Origin of the sequence: Pseudomonas sp. GGS8, assembly GCF_024168645.1 — a bacterium.
GTDB lineage: Bacteria > Pseudomonadota > Gammaproteobacteria > Pseudomonadales > Pseudomonadaceae > Aquipseudomonas.
In genome coordinates this window covers 2,482,541-2,500,291 of record NZ_JALJWF010000001.1, presented here as the reverse complement: position 1 = coordinate 2,500,291, position 17,751 = coordinate 2,482,541, and the positions used below count along the sequence as shown (strand labels likewise).

The 17,751-nt window shown below is 58.5% G+C and carries 12 protein-coding genes; 9 read left to right on the top strand and 3 right to left on the bottom strand.

From position 1 onward, the window contains the following. Positions 1 to 207: 207 nt before the first annotated feature. The 4 genes from J3D54_RS11105 (at position 208) to J3D54_RS11090 (ending at position 6,458) form a co-directional block, all read left to right on the top strand. Positions 208 to 2,130 (top strand): PrkA family serine protein kinase, encoded by a 1,923-nt coding sequence (locus J3D54_RS11105; protein ID WP_253418049.1) that lies wholly within the window; start codon positions 208 to 210, stop codon positions 2,128 to 2,130. A 204-nt stretch (positions 2,131 to 2,334) separates the two neighbouring features. After that, positions 2,335 to 3,606, top strand: a complete 1,272-nt coding sequence (locus J3D54_RS11100; RefSeq protein ID WP_253418048.1) for a YeaH/YhbH family protein — start codon at positions 2,335 to 2,337, stop codon at positions 3,604 to 3,606. Continuing rightward, entirely contained in the window at positions 3,603 to 5,165 is a 1,563-nt protein-coding gene (locus J3D54_RS11095; RefSeq protein WP_253418047.1) for a SpoVR family protein, read from the top strand. The genes J3D54_RS11100 and J3D54_RS11095 overlap by 4 nt, the downstream gene beginning before the upstream one ends. Before the next feature lie 63 nt (positions 5,166 to 5,228). Continuing rightward, the gene (locus tag J3D54_RS11090) at positions 5,229 to 6,458 is read left to right on the top strand and encodes a multifunctional CCA addition/repair protein (protein ID WP_253418046.1); all 1,230 of its coding nucleotides are present in this window, start codon (positions 5,229 to 5,231) and stop codon (positions 6,456 to 6,458) included. 82 nt (positions 6,459 to 6,540) lie between these two features. Here the strand turns inward: J3D54_RS11090 and folK are convergent, their stop codons facing one another. Both folK and folB read right to left on the bottom strand, forming a co-directional pair. Beyond that, positions 6,541 to 7,059: a 2-amino-4-hydroxy-6-hydroxymethyldihydropteridine diphosphokinase gene (gene folK / locus J3D54_RS11085; RefSeq protein WP_253418044.1), complete on the bottom strand. Its 519-nt coding sequence runs from the start codon at positions 7,057 to 7,059 to the stop codon at positions 6,541 to 6,543. Beyond that, positions 7,050 to 7,403, bottom strand: coding sequence for a dihydroneopterin aldolase (folB, locus tag J3D54_RS11080; protein ID WP_253418042.1), 354 nt, complete (start codon positions 7,401 to 7,403; stop codon positions 7,050 to 7,052). The genes folK and folB overlap by 10 nt, the downstream gene beginning before the upstream one ends. A 74-nt stretch (positions 7,404 to 7,477) precedes the next feature. On the opposite strand from folB, the gene plsY reads away from it, so the two are divergent. Further along, the gene (gene plsY, locus J3D54_RS11075) at positions 7,478 to 8,047 is read left to right on the top strand and encodes a glycerol-3-phosphate 1-O-acyltransferase PlsY (RefSeq protein ID WP_253418040.1); all 570 of its coding nucleotides are present in this window, start codon (positions 7,478 to 7,480) and stop codon (positions 8,045 to 8,047) included. A gap of 23 nt (positions 8,048 to 8,070) precedes the next feature. Here the strand turns inward: plsY and tsaD are convergent, their stop codons facing one another. Next, complete coding sequence (gene tsaD, locus J3D54_RS11070) at positions 8,071 to 9,096, bottom strand: tRNA (adenosine(37)-N6)-threonylcarbamoyltransferase complex transferase subunit TsaD (RefSeq protein WP_253418038.1); 1,026 nt, start codon at positions 9,094 to 9,096, stop codon at positions 8,071 to 8,073. A gap of 199 nt (positions 9,097 to 9,295) precedes the next feature. On the opposite strand from tsaD, the gene rpsU reads away from it, so the two are divergent. The 4 genes from rpsU (at position 9,296) to J3D54_RS11050 (ending at position 17,745) form a co-directional block, all read left to right on the top strand. Continuing rightward, complete coding sequence (gene rpsU / locus J3D54_RS11065; protein ID WP_002551877.1) at positions 9,296 to 9,511, top strand: 30S ribosomal protein S21; 216 nt, start codon at positions 9,296 to 9,298, stop codon at positions 9,509 to 9,511. A gap of 482 nt (positions 9,512 to 9,993) precedes the next feature. Then, positions 9,994 to 11,961 carry a DNA primase gene (dnaG, locus tag J3D54_RS11060; RefSeq protein WP_253418036.1) on the top strand — a complete coding sequence of 656 codons (1,968 nt, stop codon included), beginning with the start codon at positions 9,994 to 9,996 and terminating at the stop codon, positions 11,959 to 11,961. Between the two features lie 67 nt (positions 11,962 to 12,028). Then, entirely contained in the window at positions 12,029 to 13,876 is a 1,848-nt protein-coding gene (gene rpoD, locus J3D54_RS11055; protein ID WP_253418034.1) for an RNA polymerase sigma factor RpoD, read from the top strand. Positions 13,877 to 13,998: 122 nt separating this feature from the next. After that, entirely contained in the window at positions 13,999 to 17,745 is a 3,747-nt protein-coding gene (locus J3D54_RS11050) for a bifunctional diguanylate cyclase/phosphodiesterase (protein ID WP_253418032.1), read from the top strand. The last annotated feature ends 6 nt before the right edge of the window (positions 17,746 to 17,751 follow it).

Sequence of the window (17,751 nt, the reverse complement as noted above, 5' to 3'; positions counted from 1 at the left end):
ACCTCCCGAATTCCCAACTATCCTTAAGCGCAGGCCATCCAAAACAGGGGAGAGCCGGTACACCGGCGCACGGGTCATCGGGAGTAGCTTTCGGAGTAGTAAGCTCCGGAAGAGTTCTGGGGGGTAAACAGCGACTGCCTGTCCGGTTGCTGCCAGTATCGACTGAGTGATCCGGCGTCGACTCCACGTATCGAGCGAGGTGACGTCATGAGTATCTTTAGCCACTTCCAACAACGCTTCGAGTCCACACGCCAGGAAGAACTCTCCCTGCAGGAGTACCTGGAACTGTGCAAAAAGGACCGCAGCGCCTACGCCTCCGCCGCCGAGCGTCTACTGCTGGCCATCGGGGAGCCGGAGCTGCTCGACACCTCGACCAACTCGAGGCTGTCGCGAATTTTTTCCAACAAGGTGATCCGTCGCTATCCGGCCTTTGAAGACTTCCATGGGATGGAAGAATGCATCGACCAGATCGTGTCGTATTTCCGTCATGCCGCTCAGGGCCTGGAGGAAAAGAAACAGATCCTCTACCTGCTTGGCCCGGTCGGTGGCGGCAAATCATCTTTGGCCGAAAAGCTTAAACAGCTGATCGAGAAAGTGCCCTTTTACGCCATCAAGGGCTCACCGGTTTTCGAGTCGCCACTGGGTCTGTTCAACGCCACTGAAGATGGCGCGATACTCGAGGAAGACTTCGGCATTCCCCGGCGCTACCTCAACACCATCATGTCGCCATGGGCTACCAAGCGCCTGGCCGAATTCGGCGGCGACATCAGCCAGTTCCGGGTGGTGAAACTCTATCCGTCGATCCTCAACCAGATTGCAGTTGCGAAAACCGAGCCGGGCGACGAAAACAACCAGGACATCTCGGCACTGGTGGGCAAGGTTGATATTCGCAAACTGGAAGAGTTCCCGCAGAACGACGCCGATGCCTACAGCTATTCGGGGGCACTGTGCCGGGCCAACCAGGGCCTGATGGAATTCGTCGAAATGTTCAAGGCACCGATCAAGGTGCTGCACCCATTGCTGACGGCCACTCAGGAAGGCAACTACAACAGTACCGAAGGCCTGGGGGCGATTCCGTTCACCGGGATCCTGCTGGCCCACTCCAACGAATCGGAGTGGCACACCTTCAGGAACAACAAGAACAACGAAGCGTTCATCGACCGGATCTATATCGTCAAAGTGCCGTACTGCCTACGTGTCAGCGACGAGGTGAAGATCTACGACAAGCTGCTGTTCAACAGCTCGCTGGCCAAGGCCCATTGCGCGCCAGACACCCTGAAGATGCTCGCTCAGTTCACCGTGCTCTCGCGCCTCAAGGAGCCGGAAAACTCCAACATCTACTCCAAGATGCGTGTGTATGACGGCGAGAACCTCAAGGACACCGATCCGAAAGCCAAGTCGATCCAGGAGTACCGCGACGCAGCAGGTGTCGACGAAGGCATGAACGGTCTGTCGACCCGTTTCGCGTTCAAGATTCTGTCGAAGGTCTTCAACTTCGACCCCCACGAAATCGCCGCCAACCCAGTGCATCTGCTCTACGTGCTGGAACAGCAGATCGAACAGGAACAATTCCAGGCCGAGACCCGCGAACGCTATCTGCGTTTCCTGAAAGAGTACCTGGCGCCGCGTTATATCGAATTCATCGGCAAGGAGATCCAGACAGCCTACCTCGAGTCTTACAGCGAGTACGGCCAGAACATCTTCGATCGCTACGTGCTGTACGCCGACTTCTGGATTCAGGATCAGGAATACCGCGATCCGGAAACCGGCGAGATTCTCAACCGCGTAGCCCTGAACGAGGAACTGGAGAAAATCGAGAAGCCGGCCGGCATCAGCAATCCGAAGGATTTCCGCAACGAAATCGTCAACTTCGTACTGCGCGCCCGTGCCAACAACAACGGCAAGAACCCAACCTGGCTCAGCTACGAAAAACTGCGGGTGGTCATCGAGAAGAAAATGTTCTCCAACACCGAGGACTTGCTGCCGGTCATCAGCTTCAATGCCAAGGCCAGCAAAGAGGACCAGCAGAAGCACAACGACTTCGTCACACGGATGGTCGAGCGGGGCTACACCGACAAACAGGTACGACTGCTGTCCGAGTGGTACCTGCGAGTCAGAAAATCACAGTAACCCGCTGCCGGTCAGACCGGTTGTCGTTAGCCAGAGGCCTGTGTACGCTTTTTCTGTTACACAGACCTCTGGGAGGTGTTCGAAAGTCGGTAACGAGGTTCAGGCGGCATCCAGAAGCGCTTGGGGGAGCGTGAACATCCCTTGGCACAGAGTCGATGCTGCATAACCGCTCGCCCCTTTCAGGACAGCTTCTAAGGAGCAGTCATGAGCTATGTGATCGACCGACGTCTCAATGGCAAGAACAAGAGCACGGTAAACCGTCAGCGGTTTCTGCGGCGCTACCGTGATCACATCAAAAAGGCCGTCGAAGAGGCGGTCAGCCGGCGTTCCATTACCGATATGGAACACGGCGAGCAAATCAGCATTCCCGGCCGCGACATCGACGAGCCGGTACTTCACCATGGCCGGGGCGGCAAGCAGACCATCGTGCACCCGGGCAACAAGGAGTTCATCAGCGGCGAGCACATTGCCCGTCCACCCGGAGGTGGCGGCGGCAGAGGCCCCGGCAAAGCCGGCAACTCGGGTGAAGGGATGGACGAGTTCGTCTTCCAGATCACCCAGGAAGAATTCCTCGAGTTCATGTTCGAAGACCTTGAGCTGCCTAATCTGGTCAAACGTCACCTGACCGGCACCGACACCTTCAAGACCGTACGCGCGGGCATCAGCAATGAAGGCAACCCGTCACGGATCAACATTATCCGCACGCTTCGTTCGGCCCATGCCCGGCGTATTGCCCTGTCCGGCAGCAGCCGCGCCAAACTGCGCGAAGTCAAAGAAGAGCTGGAGCGACTTAGACGAGAGGAGCCGGACAACTTTGGCGACATTCAGGAGCTCGAAGCAGAAATCGAGAAACTCAGCGCGCGCATTCATCGAGTACCGTTTCTCGACACCTTCGACCTCAAGTACAACCTGCTGATCAAGCAGCCAAACCCCAGCTCCAAAGCAGTGATGTTCTGCCTGATGGACGTGTCCGGCTCCATGACCCAGGCGACCAAGGACATCGCCAAACGCTTCTTCATCCTGCTGTACCTGTTCCTCAAACGGAACTACGACAAAATCGACGTCGTATTCATCCGCCACCACACCAGTGCCCGCGAAGTGGATGAGGAGGAGTTTTTCTACTCCCGGGAAACCGGCGGCACCATCGTTTCCAGCGCCCTGAAACTGATGCAGGAGATCATGGCCGAGCGTTATCCGAGCAATGAGTGGAATATCTATGCGGCCCAGGCGTCCGACGGTGACAACTGGAACGACGACTCGCCGATCTGCCGCGACATCCTGATCAACCAGATCATGCCGTTCGTGCAGTACTACACTTATGTTGAGATAACCCCGCGCGAACACCAGGCCCTGTGGTTCGAATACGAACGCATCGCCGAAGCCTTCTCTGACACTTTTGCCCAGCAGCAACTGGTCTCGGCCGGGGATATCTATCCGGTCTTCCGTGAACTCTTCCAGCGCAGGTTAGTGACATGACCGCCAAAGAGCAAAAGCGCCAACCCATTTCCACCGGCTCAGAATGGACCTTCGAGCTGATCCAGGCCTACGACCGCGAAATCAGTCGTCTCGCGGCCCGCTACGCGCTCGATACCTACCCCAACCAGATCGAAGTAATCACCGCCGAACAGATGATGGACGCCTACGCCTCTGTGGGCATGCCCTTGGGTTATCACCATTGGTCCTATGGCAAACACTTCCTAAGTACCGAAAAATCCTACAGCCGCGGCCAGATGGGGCTGGCCTACGAGATTGTGATCAACTCAGACCCTTGCATCGCCTATCTGATGGAAGAAAACACCATCTGCATGCAGGCCCTGGTGGTGGCTCACGCCTGCTATGGCCACAACAGCTTCTTCAAGGGTAATTACCTGTTCCGCACCTGGACCGACGCCAGCTCGATCATCGATTACCTGGTGTTCGCCAAGCAGTACATCATGCAGTGCGAAGAACGCCACGGTATCGACGCGGTAGAGGACTTGCTCGATTCCTGCCATGCGCTGATGAATTACGGGGTCGACCGTTACAAACGCCCTTATCCGATTTCCGCCGAAGAAGAACGCCGTCGGCAGAAGGATCGGGAAGAGCATCTGCAGAAGCAGATCAACGATTTGTGGCGGACCATTCCAAAAGGCGCGGACAAGTTCAGCGACAAGGACAACGCGCGCTTCCCCGCCGAGCCTCAGGAAAACATCCTGTATTTCATTGAGAAACACGCCCCGCTGCTGGAGCCCTGGCAACGTGAAATCGTGCGGATCGTGCGCAAGATCGCCCAGTATTTTTATCCACAGCGCCAAACCCAGGTGATGAACGAAGGCTGGGCCACCTTCTGGCACTACACCTTGATGAACGACTTGTATGACGAAGGCCTGGTCACCGATGGCTTCATGATGGAGTTCCTGACGTCCCATACCAGCGTGGTCTTTCAGCCGGGCTTCGACAGCCCCTACTACAGCGGAATCAACCCCTACACCCTCGGCTTTGCCATGTATCGCGATATCCGGCGGATATGCGAACAACCTACCGAAGAGGACTACCGCTGGTTCCCGGAAATCGCCGGCACCGACTGGCTGCCCAGCATCAAATTCGCCATGAGCAGCTTCAAGGACGAGAGCTTCATTCTTCAGTACCTGTCACCCAAGGTGATCCGCGACCTGAAGCTGTTCAGCATCCTCGATGACGATCAGAAGGATGATCTGCTGGTTCCGGCGATCCACGACGAAGAGGGCTATCGAACCATTCGCGAAACCCTGGCGGCGCAATACAACCTGGGCAATCGCGAACCCAACATCCAGATCTACAGCATCGACCGGCGTGGCGACCGCTCGCTGACCTTGCGTCACCAGCAGCACGACCGCAAGCCGCTCGGCGATTCCACCGAGGAAGTGCTCAAGCACCTGCACCGACTCTGGGGCTTCGACATTCACCTGGAAACCCTGCAAGGGGATCAGGTGGTGAAAACCCACCATGTTCCACCCAGAAGCGAACACGGCGAAGGGGACTACGGCCGGTTAGACTTGGCTGTCATTCATCTTTGATCCTGTTTCGACCTCCGGAAGTTCGACGCAAAGGTTATTCTGTCGGGCTAACGGAGGTTTTTTATGCAGATTTATAAAGTCGGTGGCGCGGTACGCGATCGCCTGCTGGGCAAGCCTGTCACCGATATCGACTGGGTCGTGGTAGGCGCCACCACCGAAGAAATGCTCGCCAAAGGCTTTCGCCCGGTGGGTGCGGATTTTCCGGTGTTTCTTCACCCCAAAAGCGGCGAGGAATACGCCCTCGCCCGCACTGAGCGCAAAAGCGGGCGCGGTTACGGCGGCTTCACCTTTCACGCCAGCCCCGAAGTCACGCTCGAAGAAGACCTGATTCGTCGCGACCTGACGATCAACGCCATGGCCGAAGACGATGAGCAGAACCTGACGGACCCCTACCATGGCCAGCGGGATCTCGAGGCTCGCCTGCTTCGTCACGTTTCCCCCGCGTTCGCCGAAGATCCTCTCCGTGTTCTGCGCGTTGCCCGCTTCGCCGCGCGTTATGCGGGACTGGGTTTCACCGTCGCCCCCGAAACACTGGAGCTGATGCGGCAACTCAGCGAGTCGGGTGAACTGGAGGCGCTGACCGCGGAACGCAGCTGGAAAGAAATCTCCCGTGCGCTAATGGAAGATCAGCCCCAGGTGTTCATCCAGGTGCTGCGCGCGTGCGGTGCGCTCAAAGTGCTGATGCCGGAAGTCGATGCGCTGTTCGGCGTACCGCAACCCGAAGCCCATCACCCGGAAATCGACACAGGCGTGCATACCCTGAGCGTGCTTGAGCAAGCGGCGCTGCACAAACAACCGCTGACCGTGCGCTGGGCCTGCCTGCTGCATGATTTGGGCAAAGGATTAACGCCCGAGGAGGAGTGGCCCCGCCACATCGCCCACGAACACAAAGGCCTGAATCTGATTAAAGCGGTTAACGAGCGCTTCAAGGCACCGAGGGATTGTCAGGAATTGGCCCTGCTGGTGGGCGAGTATCACACCCATGGCCACCGGGCTCTGGAGCTGAAACCGTCAACCTTGCTGGAGTTGCTGCAGAGTTTCGATGTCTATCGTCGACCTCAGCGCTTTGAAGAGTTTATCGCGGCGTGTGAAATGGACGCTCGAGGGCGCAAAGGCCTGGAACAGCGAAATTATCCACAGGCGGATTATTTGCGTGGCGCGGCGACTGCGGCGCGAAACGTGGCGGTTCAGCCATTGCTGGAGAAGGGCTTCAAGGGGCCGGAATTGGGCGAGGCGATCAAGCGCGAGCGGCTCAAGGCGTTGAAGGCTTACAAAGACGCAGCGTCAGTTTGAAAGCATCGCGGGCAAGCCCGATCCCACAGGGTTTTGCATAGAACCTGTGGGAGCGGGCTTGCCCGCGATGGCGTCATCCGCCTCACAGCAAATTCGAAGGGGTCAACTGCTGGCCACGCCACTCAAAAGCCACCGGCGCCAACACCTGGTCGATCCGCGCCTCGCTCCACAAGGTCGCAAAGCTTTTTCCTACGCCCGGATGCACTCTGTCCGGCGCAATCAGCGACAACGGCCACAGCACGAAGGCATTCTTCAGAATCTCTGCCCTGGGCAAGATCAAACCATCGAAGTTACCTACCAGATCGCCGAACAGCAGCACGTCGATATCCAGCGGCAAGCCCTTGCGGTCCGGCGCGTAACGGCCGTTATCCGCTTCGATGAATTTCAGCCGTCGATCCAGCTCCATCAGCGGTAGATCGGTATAAGCCGAGACCACAAAGTTGAAAAACGGCCCGCTCTTTATCCCCACCGGCTGGCTTTCGAACACCGCCGAGCAGCGCACATTCACCAGGAACCCCGCCAGGGCGTCCAGGCCAGCCTGCAAATGGGATTCGCGCTCGATGTTGCTACCGAGCCCAAGATACACCTGAGTCAGCGACATCCGCGCTCGATCTCCACACCCACGCCCTTGGCCGCCGGAACGGCACCTGGCTTGGTCAGTTTGAGGTGCATCCAGGTGATTTTGAATTCACTCATCAGGACTTCAACCAGACGCTCGGCAAAGGTCTCGACCAGCTGGAACTGTGCCTGCTCGGCAAAAGCCTGGATGCGTGACGAAACGCTCGCATAGTCGAGCGCCAGGGTCAGGTCATCACCCGCAGCGGCCGGACGATTGTCCCAGGCGAAGCTCAGATCAAGTCGCAGACACTGTCGGATGCCTCGCTCCCAGTCGTAGGCACCAATCACGGTGTCGACTTCCAGGCCCTCGATAAACACTCTGTCCAAGCACTTCTCTCCGCTGCACGACAAGGGCGCAATGCGCCGTTAGAATCAGGGCGTCCTCGCCCGGAATAGTTAGCATGTTTTGGTCACTGGCGATTTTCGCCTACCTGCTCGGCTCTCTGTCCTTCGCCATTTTGCTCAGCCGCCTGACCGGTAACCCCGATCCGCGAATGGGTGGCTCGGGCAATGCCGGTGCCACCAATATGTTGCGCCTGGCCGGCAAGAAACTCGCCATCCTGACCTTGCTCGGCGACCTCTGCAAAGGCCTGCTACCAGTGCTGGTCGCAGGTGCAATGGGCCTTTCACTGCAGGAGCAAGCCTGGATCGGCGTCTGTGCCGTCATCGGTCACCTGTTCCCACTGTACTTCCGCTTTCGCGGCGGCAAGGGTGTCGCCACCGCGGCCGGCATGCTGCTGGGGCTCTATCCACCCGCTGCGCTGCTGGCGGTCTGTGCCTGGCTGCTGACGTTCTACCTGACCCGCACCAGCTCACTCGCCGCCCTGATTGCCACTCCCCTGACCCTGCCGCTGCTCGCCTGGCAAGAACCGGCGGCACTGCTGCCCATAAGCGCGCTCACGGGGCTGATCGTCTGGCGTCATCGCGGCAATCTACGCGACCTGTTTGCCGGGCGCGAACGGCATTTTTAAATACCGCACGTGAGCGCCACTCATCACAACGCCGACAACTGCTCCATCGGCCAACGCGCCTGCACGCTGATTGCCAGGCTTTCGTGCTGACCAGCCTGCAAGCGCTGGCAGCCGGCAAATGCAATCATCGCACCGTTATCGGTGCAGAACTCTGGACGGGCATAAAACACATCACCCTTCATGTCACCGAGCATTTTTTCCAGTGACGTACGCAACGCCTTGTTGGCGCTGACGCCACCAGCGATCACCAGACGCTTCATGCCGGCCTGCTTAAGGGCTCGCTTGCACTTGATGGTCAAAGTCTCCACCACAGCCTGCTGGAACGCCAGCGAGATGTCGCAACGGGCTTGATCGCCGTCGTCCCCGGCGCTGACGCATTGCTGCCAGGTGTTCAAGGCGAAGGTTTTCAAACCGCTGAAGCTAAACGCCAGGCCTGGACGATCACACATCGGACGCGGGAAGACGAAACGTCCGTCAACGCCTTGCGCCGCCAGACGAGCAATCTCCGGGCCGCCCGGATAATTGAGGCCCATCATTTTTGCAGTTTTGTCGAACGCTTCACCGGCGGCATCGTCGAGGGTCTCGCCCAAGAGCGTGTACTGACCGATCCCGTCGACCTGAACCAGCTGCGTATGACCGCCCGAGACCAACAAAGCGACGAACGGAAACTGCGGTGGTTGCGGCTCCAGCATCGGCGCCAGCAAGTGACCTTCCATGTGGTGCACACCCAGCGCCGGGATACCCCAGGCAAAAGCCAGCGCCTGAGCGCAGGAAGCCCCTACGAGCAGGGCTCCGACCAGGCCGGGACCGGCGGTATAAGCGATGGCGTCGATCTCGGTCGGCACGCAGTCGGCCTCTGCCAGCACCTGACGGATCAAGGGCAGCATGCGCTTGACGTGATCGCGCGATGCCAGCTCCGGCACAACGCCGCCATAGGCGCGATGCAGGTCGATCTGACTGAACAGCGCATCGGCCAACAACCCGCGTTCACTGTCGTAAAGTGCGACACCGGTTTCGTCGCAAGAGGTTTCTAATCCCAGTACTAGCATGGGTTTGCGCCTTGTAGAGGCTGAATTCGAAGGCGCGCATAATAGTCGTCGCGTGATGCCCCGACCAGCGGTTTTCGATCAGAGGCTTTGCATTCCGAGCGATGAGGGGTTAACATCCGCAACCCTTAAAAACCGACGTCTTCAAGTGCTCTTTTGCCGCGAGGATGTTGACCCCGGTAATGAATGAAGGTAGCTCTGGATGCCAGCCGTCAAAGTTAAAGAGAACGAACCCTTCGACGTAGCTCTGCGTCGTTTCAAGCGCTCCTGCGAAAAAGCCGGTGTACTGGCTGAAGTTCGTAGCCGCGAATTTTACGAGAAGCCTACTTCTGAGCGTAAGCGTAAAGCAGCAGCCGCTGTTAAGCGTCACGCCAAGAAAGTACAGCGCGAACAGCGCCGCGCCGTTCGTCTGTACTAATACACAGACGATCGTAGCAAGCTTCTGCCAAGCCCGGCCCTCAGCCGGGCTAATGGCATTTGCGGACAACGCTTGATGCTTCACCGTCAAAGCCGCAGACGCGACCGAGACAAACCTGCTTCACAGCGTCAGACCTGGCTCTTTTGCCAGCGGTGCACGTCTTTTCTGACGAGCCTTTCAAGGCTACTGACGAGCACACCCACTGATTCCTCTCACGACGATCAGCCCAAGACACCTTCTTGTGTGTCCGCTTATGAGCTATCCGAAGCCATTAATTGGCCGTCGCCGGATTCAGCGAAACACTTTCATATAGTCGAATGCTGATTGGTACTAACGTCAGTGGATTTTCGGCAGATACACTTCCCGACAGCGATTACGCAGACGACACCGGTCGAGCCGCACACCCTGCGCGCCTCAAACAATGACCAGCGTTCGGCCGCACTTCGTTTCGGGTCCATTTCAGCGCAGATGACGAGAACGCCATGGCCGGGCTAATTCCCCAGAGCTTCATTGACGACCTTCTGAACCGCACCGACATCGTCGATGTGGTCAGCTCGCGCCTGCAAATGAAAAAAGCCGGCAAGAACTACACCGCCTGCTGCCCGTTTCACAAAGAAAAAACCCCCTCCTTCAGCGTCAGCCCCGACAAACAGTTCTATTACTGCTTCGGCTGCGGCGCTGGCGGCAACGCCCTCGGCTTCATCATGGACCACGACAACCTGGACTTCCCCCAGGCTGTCGAAGAACTGGCCAAAGCCGCCGGCATGGAGATCCCCCGCGAAGAAGGCGGCCGACCGCACAAACCACGGCAGCCCACCGATTCGCCGCTGTATCCGCTGCTCACCGCTGCCGCCGATTTTTACCGCCAGGCCCTGAAAAGCCATCCGGCGCGCAAAGCAGCTGTGGATTACTTGAAAGGTCGTGGATTGACCGGCGAGATCGCCCGGGACTTTGGCCTCGGCTTCGCCCCGCCCGGCTGGGACAATCTGTTCAAGCACCTGAGCAGCGACACCCTGCAGCAAAAGGCCATGATCGATGCCGGCCTGCTGGTGGAGAACGCTGAAACCGGCAAGCGCTACGACCGCTTCCGCGATCGCGTGATGTTCCCGATCCGCGACAGCCGCGGGCGCATTATCGCCTTCGGCGGTCGGGTGCTGGGCGACGACAAGCCGAAATACCTGAACTCACCGGAAACCCCGGTTTTCCATAAAGGTCAGGAACTCTACGGCCTTTATGAAGCACGCAAGAACAACCGCAACCTCGACGAAATCATCGTCGTCGAAGGCTACATGGACGTCATCGCCCTCGCCCAGCAAGGCCTGCGCAATGCCGTGGCAACCCTGGGCACCGCCACTAGCGAAGAGCACTTGAAGCGACTGTTTCGCGTCGTACCCAACGTACTGTTCTGCTTCGACGGCGACCAGGCCGGCCGCAACGCTGCATGGCGCGCGCTGGAAGCGACGTTGCCGAGCTTGCAGGACGGACGGCGGGCACGCTTTTTATTCCTGCCCGAAGGCGAAGACCCGGACACACTGGTCCGCTCCGAAGGCACTGACGCCTTCCGTGCGCGAATCAACCAGCATGCGCAGCCATTGGCCGATTATTTTTTCCAACAACTGACCGAAGAATCGGACCCGCGCTCGCTTGAAGGCAAGGCCCACATGGCCACCCTCGCCGCGCCACTGATCGACAAAATCCCGGGTGCCAACCTGCGTACTCTGATGCGCCAGCGCTTGACCGAAATTACCGGACTCAGCGGTGAAGCCGTGAGTCAACTGGTGCAGAGCGCACCTCAGGAAGCACCACCGGCGTATGACCCGGGCATTGATTATGACGCCATGCCGGATTACAGCGACTACCATCAGCCGCAGGCGCAAGAGATGTATGTGCCGCAACAGGAATGGACGCCGAAGAAACCTGGCGCTGGCGGGAAGAAATGGGACAAGAAACCGTGGGACAAGAACGGCAAACGCGGCGGCGATCGCGATCAACCGCGCGCGCCACGGGTACCGGCCGCTGTAGAGCCACCCACCCTGGCCGCCTTGCGCACGCTGCTGCATCACCCGCAACTGGCTGAAAAAGTCGAGGATGCCGGGCACTTTGCGGCCGAAGACCACACTAACACGCAACTGCTGGTCGCCCTGCTCGAAGCCGTACAGAAGAATCCCAAGCTAAACTCATTTCAACTGATTGCGCGTTGGCACGGCACTGAACAGGGCCGACTGCTAAAAGCGCTGGCAGAAAAGGAATGGCTGATTGATGGAGATAACCTTGAACAACAGTTTTTCGACACCATTACTAGCTTGTCAGCCCGCCAACGCGAGCGAAATCTGGAACAACTTCTTCGAAAAGCGCGTCAAAGTGAGTTGAGTGCCGAAGAGAAAAATCAACTGCGCGACCTTTTAAGCCGCAATGTTTGCGCATCAAACCCGACCTCAACTGGCGCGTGAGGTCATAGCTCAGGTATAATCCTCGGCTTGTTTTTTGCCCGCCAAGACCTTCAGTGGATAGGGTGTTATGTCCGGAAAAGCGCAACAGCAGTCTCGTATCAAAGAGTTGATCACACTTGGTCGTGAGCAGGGTTACCTGACTTACGCGGAGGTCAACGACCACCTGCCGGAGGATATTTCAGATCCGGAACAGGTGGAAGACATCATCCGCATGATCAATGACATGGGGATCAACGTATTCGAGGTTGCGCCAGATAAGGATTCCCTTATGCTGGCCGACGCCGATACCGACGAAGCCGCGGCCGAAGAGGCAGCAGCAGCGTTGGCAGCGGTCGAGACCGACATTGGTCGCACCACCGACCCAGTGCGCATGTACATGCGTGAAATGGGTACGGTAGAGCTCCTCACACGTGAAGGCGAAATCGAAATCGCCAAGCGTATTGAAGAGGGCATCCGCGAAGTGATGGGCGCAATCGCGCACTTCCCTGGCACGGTTGACCATATTCTCTCCGAATACACTCGCGTCACCACCGAAGGTGGCCGCCTGTCCGACGTCCTGAGCGGTTATATCGACCCGGACGACGGCATTGCGCCGCCTGCAGCCGAAGTGCCACCGCCTGTCGATTCGAAAGCCGTGAAAGCGGACGACGACACCGACGATGATGACGCAGAAGCAAGCGATGACGAAGAAGAAGCCGAAAGCGGTCCGGATCCGGTCATCGCCGCACAGCGTTTTGGCGCTGTCGCCGATCAGATGGAAATCACCCGCAAGGCGCTGAAAAAGCACGGTCGCCACAACAAGGCAGCGATTGCCGAACTGTTGGCCCTGGCTGAGCTGTTCATGCCGATCAAACTGGTGCCGAAGCAATTCGAAGGCCTGGTCGAGCGTGTTCGCAGTGCCCTGGATCGTCTGCGTCAGCAAGAGCGCGCGATCATGCAATTGTGCGTTCGTGATGCCCGCATGCCGCGTGCCGACTTCCTGCGCCAGTTCCCGGGCAACGAAGTCGACGAAAGCTGGAGCGATGCGCTGGCCAAAGGCAAAAGCAAATACGCTGAAGCCATTGGTCGCCTGCAACCGGACATCATTCGTTGCCAGCAGAAGCTGACCGCGCTGGAAACCGAAACCGGTTTGACGATCGCCGAGATCAAGGACATCAACCGTCGCATGTCGATCGGTGAGGCCAAGGCCCGCCGCGCGAAGAAAGAGATGGTCGAAGCGAACTTGCGTCTGGTGATCTCCATCGCCAAGAAGTACACCAACCGTGGCCTGCAGTTCCTCGATCTGATCCAGGAAGGCAACATTGGCTTGATGAAAGCGGTAGACAAGTTCGAATACCGCCGTGGCTACAAATTCTCGACTTATGCCACCTGGTGGATCCGTCAGGCGATCACTCGCTCGATCGCCGACCAGGCCCGCACCATCCGTATTCCGGTGCACATGATCGAGACGATCAACAAGCTCAACCGTATTTCCCGGCAGATGTTGCAGGAAATGGGTCGCGAACCGACCCCGGAAGAGCTGGGCGAACGCATGGAAATGCCTGAGGACAAGATCCGCAAGGTATTGAAGATCGCTAAAGAGCCGATCTCCATGGAAACCCCGATCGGTGATGACGAAGACTCCCATCTGGGTGACTTCATCGAAGACTCGACCATGCAGTCGCCAATCGATGTCGCCACTGTTGAGAGCCTTAAAGAAGCGACTCGCGAAGTCCTGTCCGGCCTCACTGCCCGTGAAGCCAAGGTTCTGCGCATGCGTTTCGGTATCGACATGAATACCGACCATACCCTCGAGGAGGTTGGTAAGCAGTTCGACGTGACCCGTGAACGGATTCGTCAGATCGAAGCCAAGGCGCTGCGCAAGCTGCGCCACCCGACGAGAAGCGAGCATTTGCGCTCCTTCCTCGACGAGTGATCAAAAAACCCCCGGCCCAGGCCGGGGGTTTTGCTTTATGCAGATTAAATGCCCCGTACGCCCCCCCCGCCGAATAGCCCGTCTACACTCGAAACATTCCCCTAAGCCATAACGAGACCGTTATGCCCAGATGGTCGACCGTGCTTTTTTTGCTGTCGCTGATGACTTGGACCGCAACGGCTGGCGCGCTGACTCTGACCGACGAAGAACGTAGCTGGCTGGCGGCTCACCCGGAATTGCGCCTGGGCGTCGATGCGTCCTGGCCGCCGTTTGAATTTCGCGACGATCATGGGCGTTATCAGGGCCTGGCAGCAGACTATATCAACGTCATCCGGCAACGGCTGGCCATCAAACTCACGCCCATCGAACCGGTCAGTTGGACTGAAGTGCTGCAACAGGCCAAACAAGGCAAGCTAGACATCTTGCCGGGCATCATGTCGACCCCCGAACGCCAGACCTACCTGTCGTTCACCCGCCCCTACCTCGACTTCCCGATTGTCATCCTGGCCCACGTCGGTGGGCCCCAACCGCGCAAACTCGAAGACCTGTACGGGCTGAAGATCGCCGTGGTGGAGAACTACGCTCCCCATGAACTGTTGCGCACCCAGCATCCCGACTTGAATCTGGTGGCGATGCCCAATGTCAGCTCGGCATTGCAAGCGCTGGCTACCGACGAAGTAGACGCGGTCGTGGGCGATCTCGCCTCCAGCGTCTGGAGCCTGCGCCAGCTCAAGCTCGATGGGCTCTACGTCAGCGGCGAGACGCCCTACCGCTACCAATTGGCGATGGCCGTCCCCCCGAACAACAAGCTGCTGGTCAGTATCTTGGACAAAGTCCTGGCAGACATGAGCCCGAGTGAAATCAGTGCCATCCAGGAACATTGGGTCGGTAACGTCCTGGATCATCGGACCTTCTGGTCCGACGTGCTGATTTACGGCCTGCCAGGGCTGCTGTTTCTAATGATCGTGCTGGCAGTGGTGATCCGGATCAACCGCCGACTGAGCTCGGAAATTGCCCGCAGGGTCGATCTGGAACAGGAGCTGCGCAGCAGCGAATACCATTACCGCGGGCTGGTGGAGAGTCTTTCAGCCATCGCCTGGGAAGCGCAGATCAGCGATTACACCTACAGTTACGTATCGCCCCACGCTCAGAACCTCCTCGGATACCCCCTGTCCCAATGGCTGATTCCGGGCTTCTGGCGCAACATCATCCACCCCGCGGACCTTACCCGGGCCCAGGCCTTCTGCGACCGTGAAGTGGCGGCCGGGCGCGATCACAGCGTCGATTACCGGGTCATCACCGCTGACGGCCGCTGCCTGTGGGTCCGAGATATCGTCAGCCTGATCGAACATGGCCGTGAACCGGTCCTGCGCGGGTTGATGATCGATATCAGCGAAGCCAAACGCACCGAAGAGGCGCTGCGCCTGTCAGAACAGAAGTTCGCCTCGGTATTCCAGCAATGCCCCGATATTCTGGTGATTGCACGGCTTTCTGACGGCTGCCTGCTCGAAGTCAATGAGGCGTTCGAGGAACAGATCGGCCTCAAGGCCGAAGACGTCATAGGCCAGACGGCCACCGACCTGAACATCTGGGGCGTACCCGGCGTGGGGCCCGGCTTGTTGCAGCGATTGCAGGCTGGCAGCATCCGCAATCTGGAGATGCCCTTTCGCCGCAACAATGGCCAGGTGTTTACCGGCCTGATCTCCGCCGAGCCTTTCGATCTCGACACCACCCCCGCATTGGTGGTCGTCGTCCGGGATATCAGTCAGCTCAAGGAAACCCAGCAACAGCTGCAAACCTCCGAAGAGAAATTCGCCAAGGCCTTTCATGCCTCCCCCGACGGTTTGCTGCTGTCCCGGCAGAGCGACGGGCTGTTATTGGAAGTCAACGAAGGTTTCAGCCGCATTACCGGGTTCAATAGCGCTATGTCTGTGGATCGGTCGGCGCTGGACCTGGGGATCTGGGTCAATCTCAACGAACGCAAACAAATGCTCGAGTTGCTGCACCGGGATGGGTTCGTCCGCGACTTCAGTTGCCACATCCGCCGCAAAGACGGGCAGATCCGGCTCTGCGAGGTTTCAAGCCGACCGCTGCCCATCGGCGATGAAGACTGCATGTTGACCATCGCTCGGGACATTACCGAGCGGCACCTGATGCAGGAAAAACTGCAACAGGCGGCCACGGTATTCGAAAGCACCGCTGAGGGTGTCTTGATCACCGACACCCAACAGCACATCAGCGCAGTCAATCGTGCCTTCACCGAAATCACCGGCTACAGCGAGACCGAGGCACTGGGCCATACCCCTCGCCTGCTCGCCTCGGGCCTGCACGACAGCGCATTTTATGCGGCGATGTGGCATCAACTGACCGCCGAAGGTCATTGGCAGGGCGAGATTTCCAACCGACGCAAGAACGGTGAGCTCTACCCAAGCTGGCTGACCATCAGCGCAGTGCGCAACCGGGACAAACTCATTACCCATTTTGTCGCGGTATTCGCGGACATTTCCAGCCTCAAGCACGCGCAAGCCAAACTCGACTACCAGGCGCACCACGATCCGTTGACCGGCCTGCCAAACCGCACATTGTTCGAAAGCCGCCTGCTGACCGCGCTGAACAACCAGCAGGAAAACGGTGGCCAGGGCGCAGTGTTGTTCCTGGACCTGGACCGCTTCAAACACATCAACGACAGCCTCGGCCACCCGGTCGGCGACCTGCTGCTCAAAGGCATCGCCGTGCGCCTCAAAGAGCAGTTGCGCGATATCGATACCGTGGCGCGACTGGGTGGCGACGAATTCATCATCCTGCTCCCCGGCCTGCAACAGGCCAGCGATGCCGACAACATTGCCACCAAGCTGCTCAATTGCTTCGCGGCCCCATTCCAGGCCGGTGAGCATGAGTTTTTCATCAGTGCCAGCATCGGCACCAGCCTGTATCCCAGGGATGGTTGCGACGTCGCCACGCTGGTCAAGAACGCCGATGCCGCGATGTATCGCTCCAAGGCCAAGGGCCGTAACCGGGTTGAAAGCTACACCCGCGACCTCACCGCCCAGGCCAGCGAGCGCGTGGCGCTGGAGCATGAACTACGACGCGCCATCGAGCGCAATGAGCTGTTTTTGTACTACCAGCCCAAAATCAACCTCAAGGATCATCGGCTGGTCGGCGCCGAAGCGCTGATTCGCTGGCATCACCCGACCTTCGGCGATGTGCCCCCCGAGCACTTCATTCCCCTGGCCGAAGAAAACGGCATGATCCTGCAAATCGGTGATTGGGTACTGGAGACCGCCTGCCAGCAGATGTACGAGTGGAATCAGGCCTATGAGTGTCTCGGCCCACTCTCGGTCAACCTGGCAGGCGCTCAATTACGCCAGCCGAATCTGCTCGGCCGAATCGAGCAATTGCTCAAGGACAACTGCCTCAAACCCGATTTTCTGCAACTGGAGATTACCGAAAACTTCATCATGAGCCAGGCCGAAGAAGCGCTGGCGGTCCTGCACCAACTCAAACGCCTAGGCGTGCAACTGGCGATCGATGACTTCGGCACCGGCTATTCGTCCCTGAGCTACCTCAAACGCCTGCCGCTGGACATCCTCAAAATCGACCAATCCTTCGTCCGCGGCCTGCCGGACGACCCGCACGACGCGGCGATTGTCCGCGCAATCATCGCCCTGGGCCGCAGCATGCAATTCACCGTCATCGCCGAAGGCGTCGAGACCCACGCCCAGCAGCAATTCCTCACCGCCGAAGGCTGCGAACAGATCCAGGGCTACATCGTCAGCCTGCCGCTTTCCCCCGACGAATTCGCCGCGACGTTTCTTCGTATAGCCGTATCGGATTTTTCGGATAGCACAGCCGAGAAACCATCGCTATAATCCGCG

What these genes read in the sequence shown, in the direction of transcription:
- J3D54_RS11050 (WP_253418032.1), top strand. Translation starts at nt 13,999, where the DNA reads ATGCCCAGATGGTCGACCGTGCTTTTTTTGCTGTCGCTGATGACTTGG.
- plsY (WP_253418040.1), top strand. Translation starts at nt 7,478, where the DNA reads ATGTTTTGGTCACTGGCGATTTTCGCCTACCTGCTCGGCTCTCTGTCC.
- rpsU (WP_002551877.1), top strand. Translation starts at nt 9,296, where the DNA reads ATGCCAGCCGTCAAAGTTAAAGAGAACGAACCCTTCGACGTAGCTCTG.
- dnaG (WP_253418036.1), top strand. Translation starts at nt 9,994, where the DNA reads ATGGCCGGGCTAATTCCCCAGAGCTTCATTGACGACCTTCTGAACCGC.
- J3D54_RS11100 (WP_253418048.1), top strand. Translation starts at nt 2,335, where the DNA reads ATGAGCTATGTGATCGACCGACGTCTCAATGGCAAGAACAAGAGCACG.
- J3D54_RS11090 (WP_253418046.1), top strand. Translation starts at nt 5,229, where the DNA reads ATGCAGATTTATAAAGTCGGTGGCGCGGTACGCGATCGCCTGCTGGGC.
- folK (WP_253418044.1), bottom strand. Translation starts at nt 7,059, where the DNA reads ATGTCGCTGACTCAGGTGTATCTTGGGCTCGGTAGCAACATCGAGCGC.
- rpoD (WP_253418034.1), top strand. Translation starts at nt 12,029, where the DNA reads ATGTCCGGAAAAGCGCAACAGCAGTCTCGTATCAAAGAGTTGATCACA.
- tsaD (WP_253418038.1), bottom strand. Translation starts at nt 9,096, where the DNA reads ATGCTAGTACTGGGATTAGAAACCTCTTGCGACGAAACCGGTGTCGCA.
- J3D54_RS11105 (WP_253418049.1), top strand. Translation starts at nt 208, where the DNA reads ATGAGTATCTTTAGCCACTTCCAACAACGCTTCGAGTCCACACGCCAG.
- J3D54_RS11095 (WP_253418047.1), top strand. Translation starts at nt 3,603, where the DNA reads ATGACCGCCAAAGAGCAAAAGCGCCAACCCATTTCCACCGGCTCAGAA.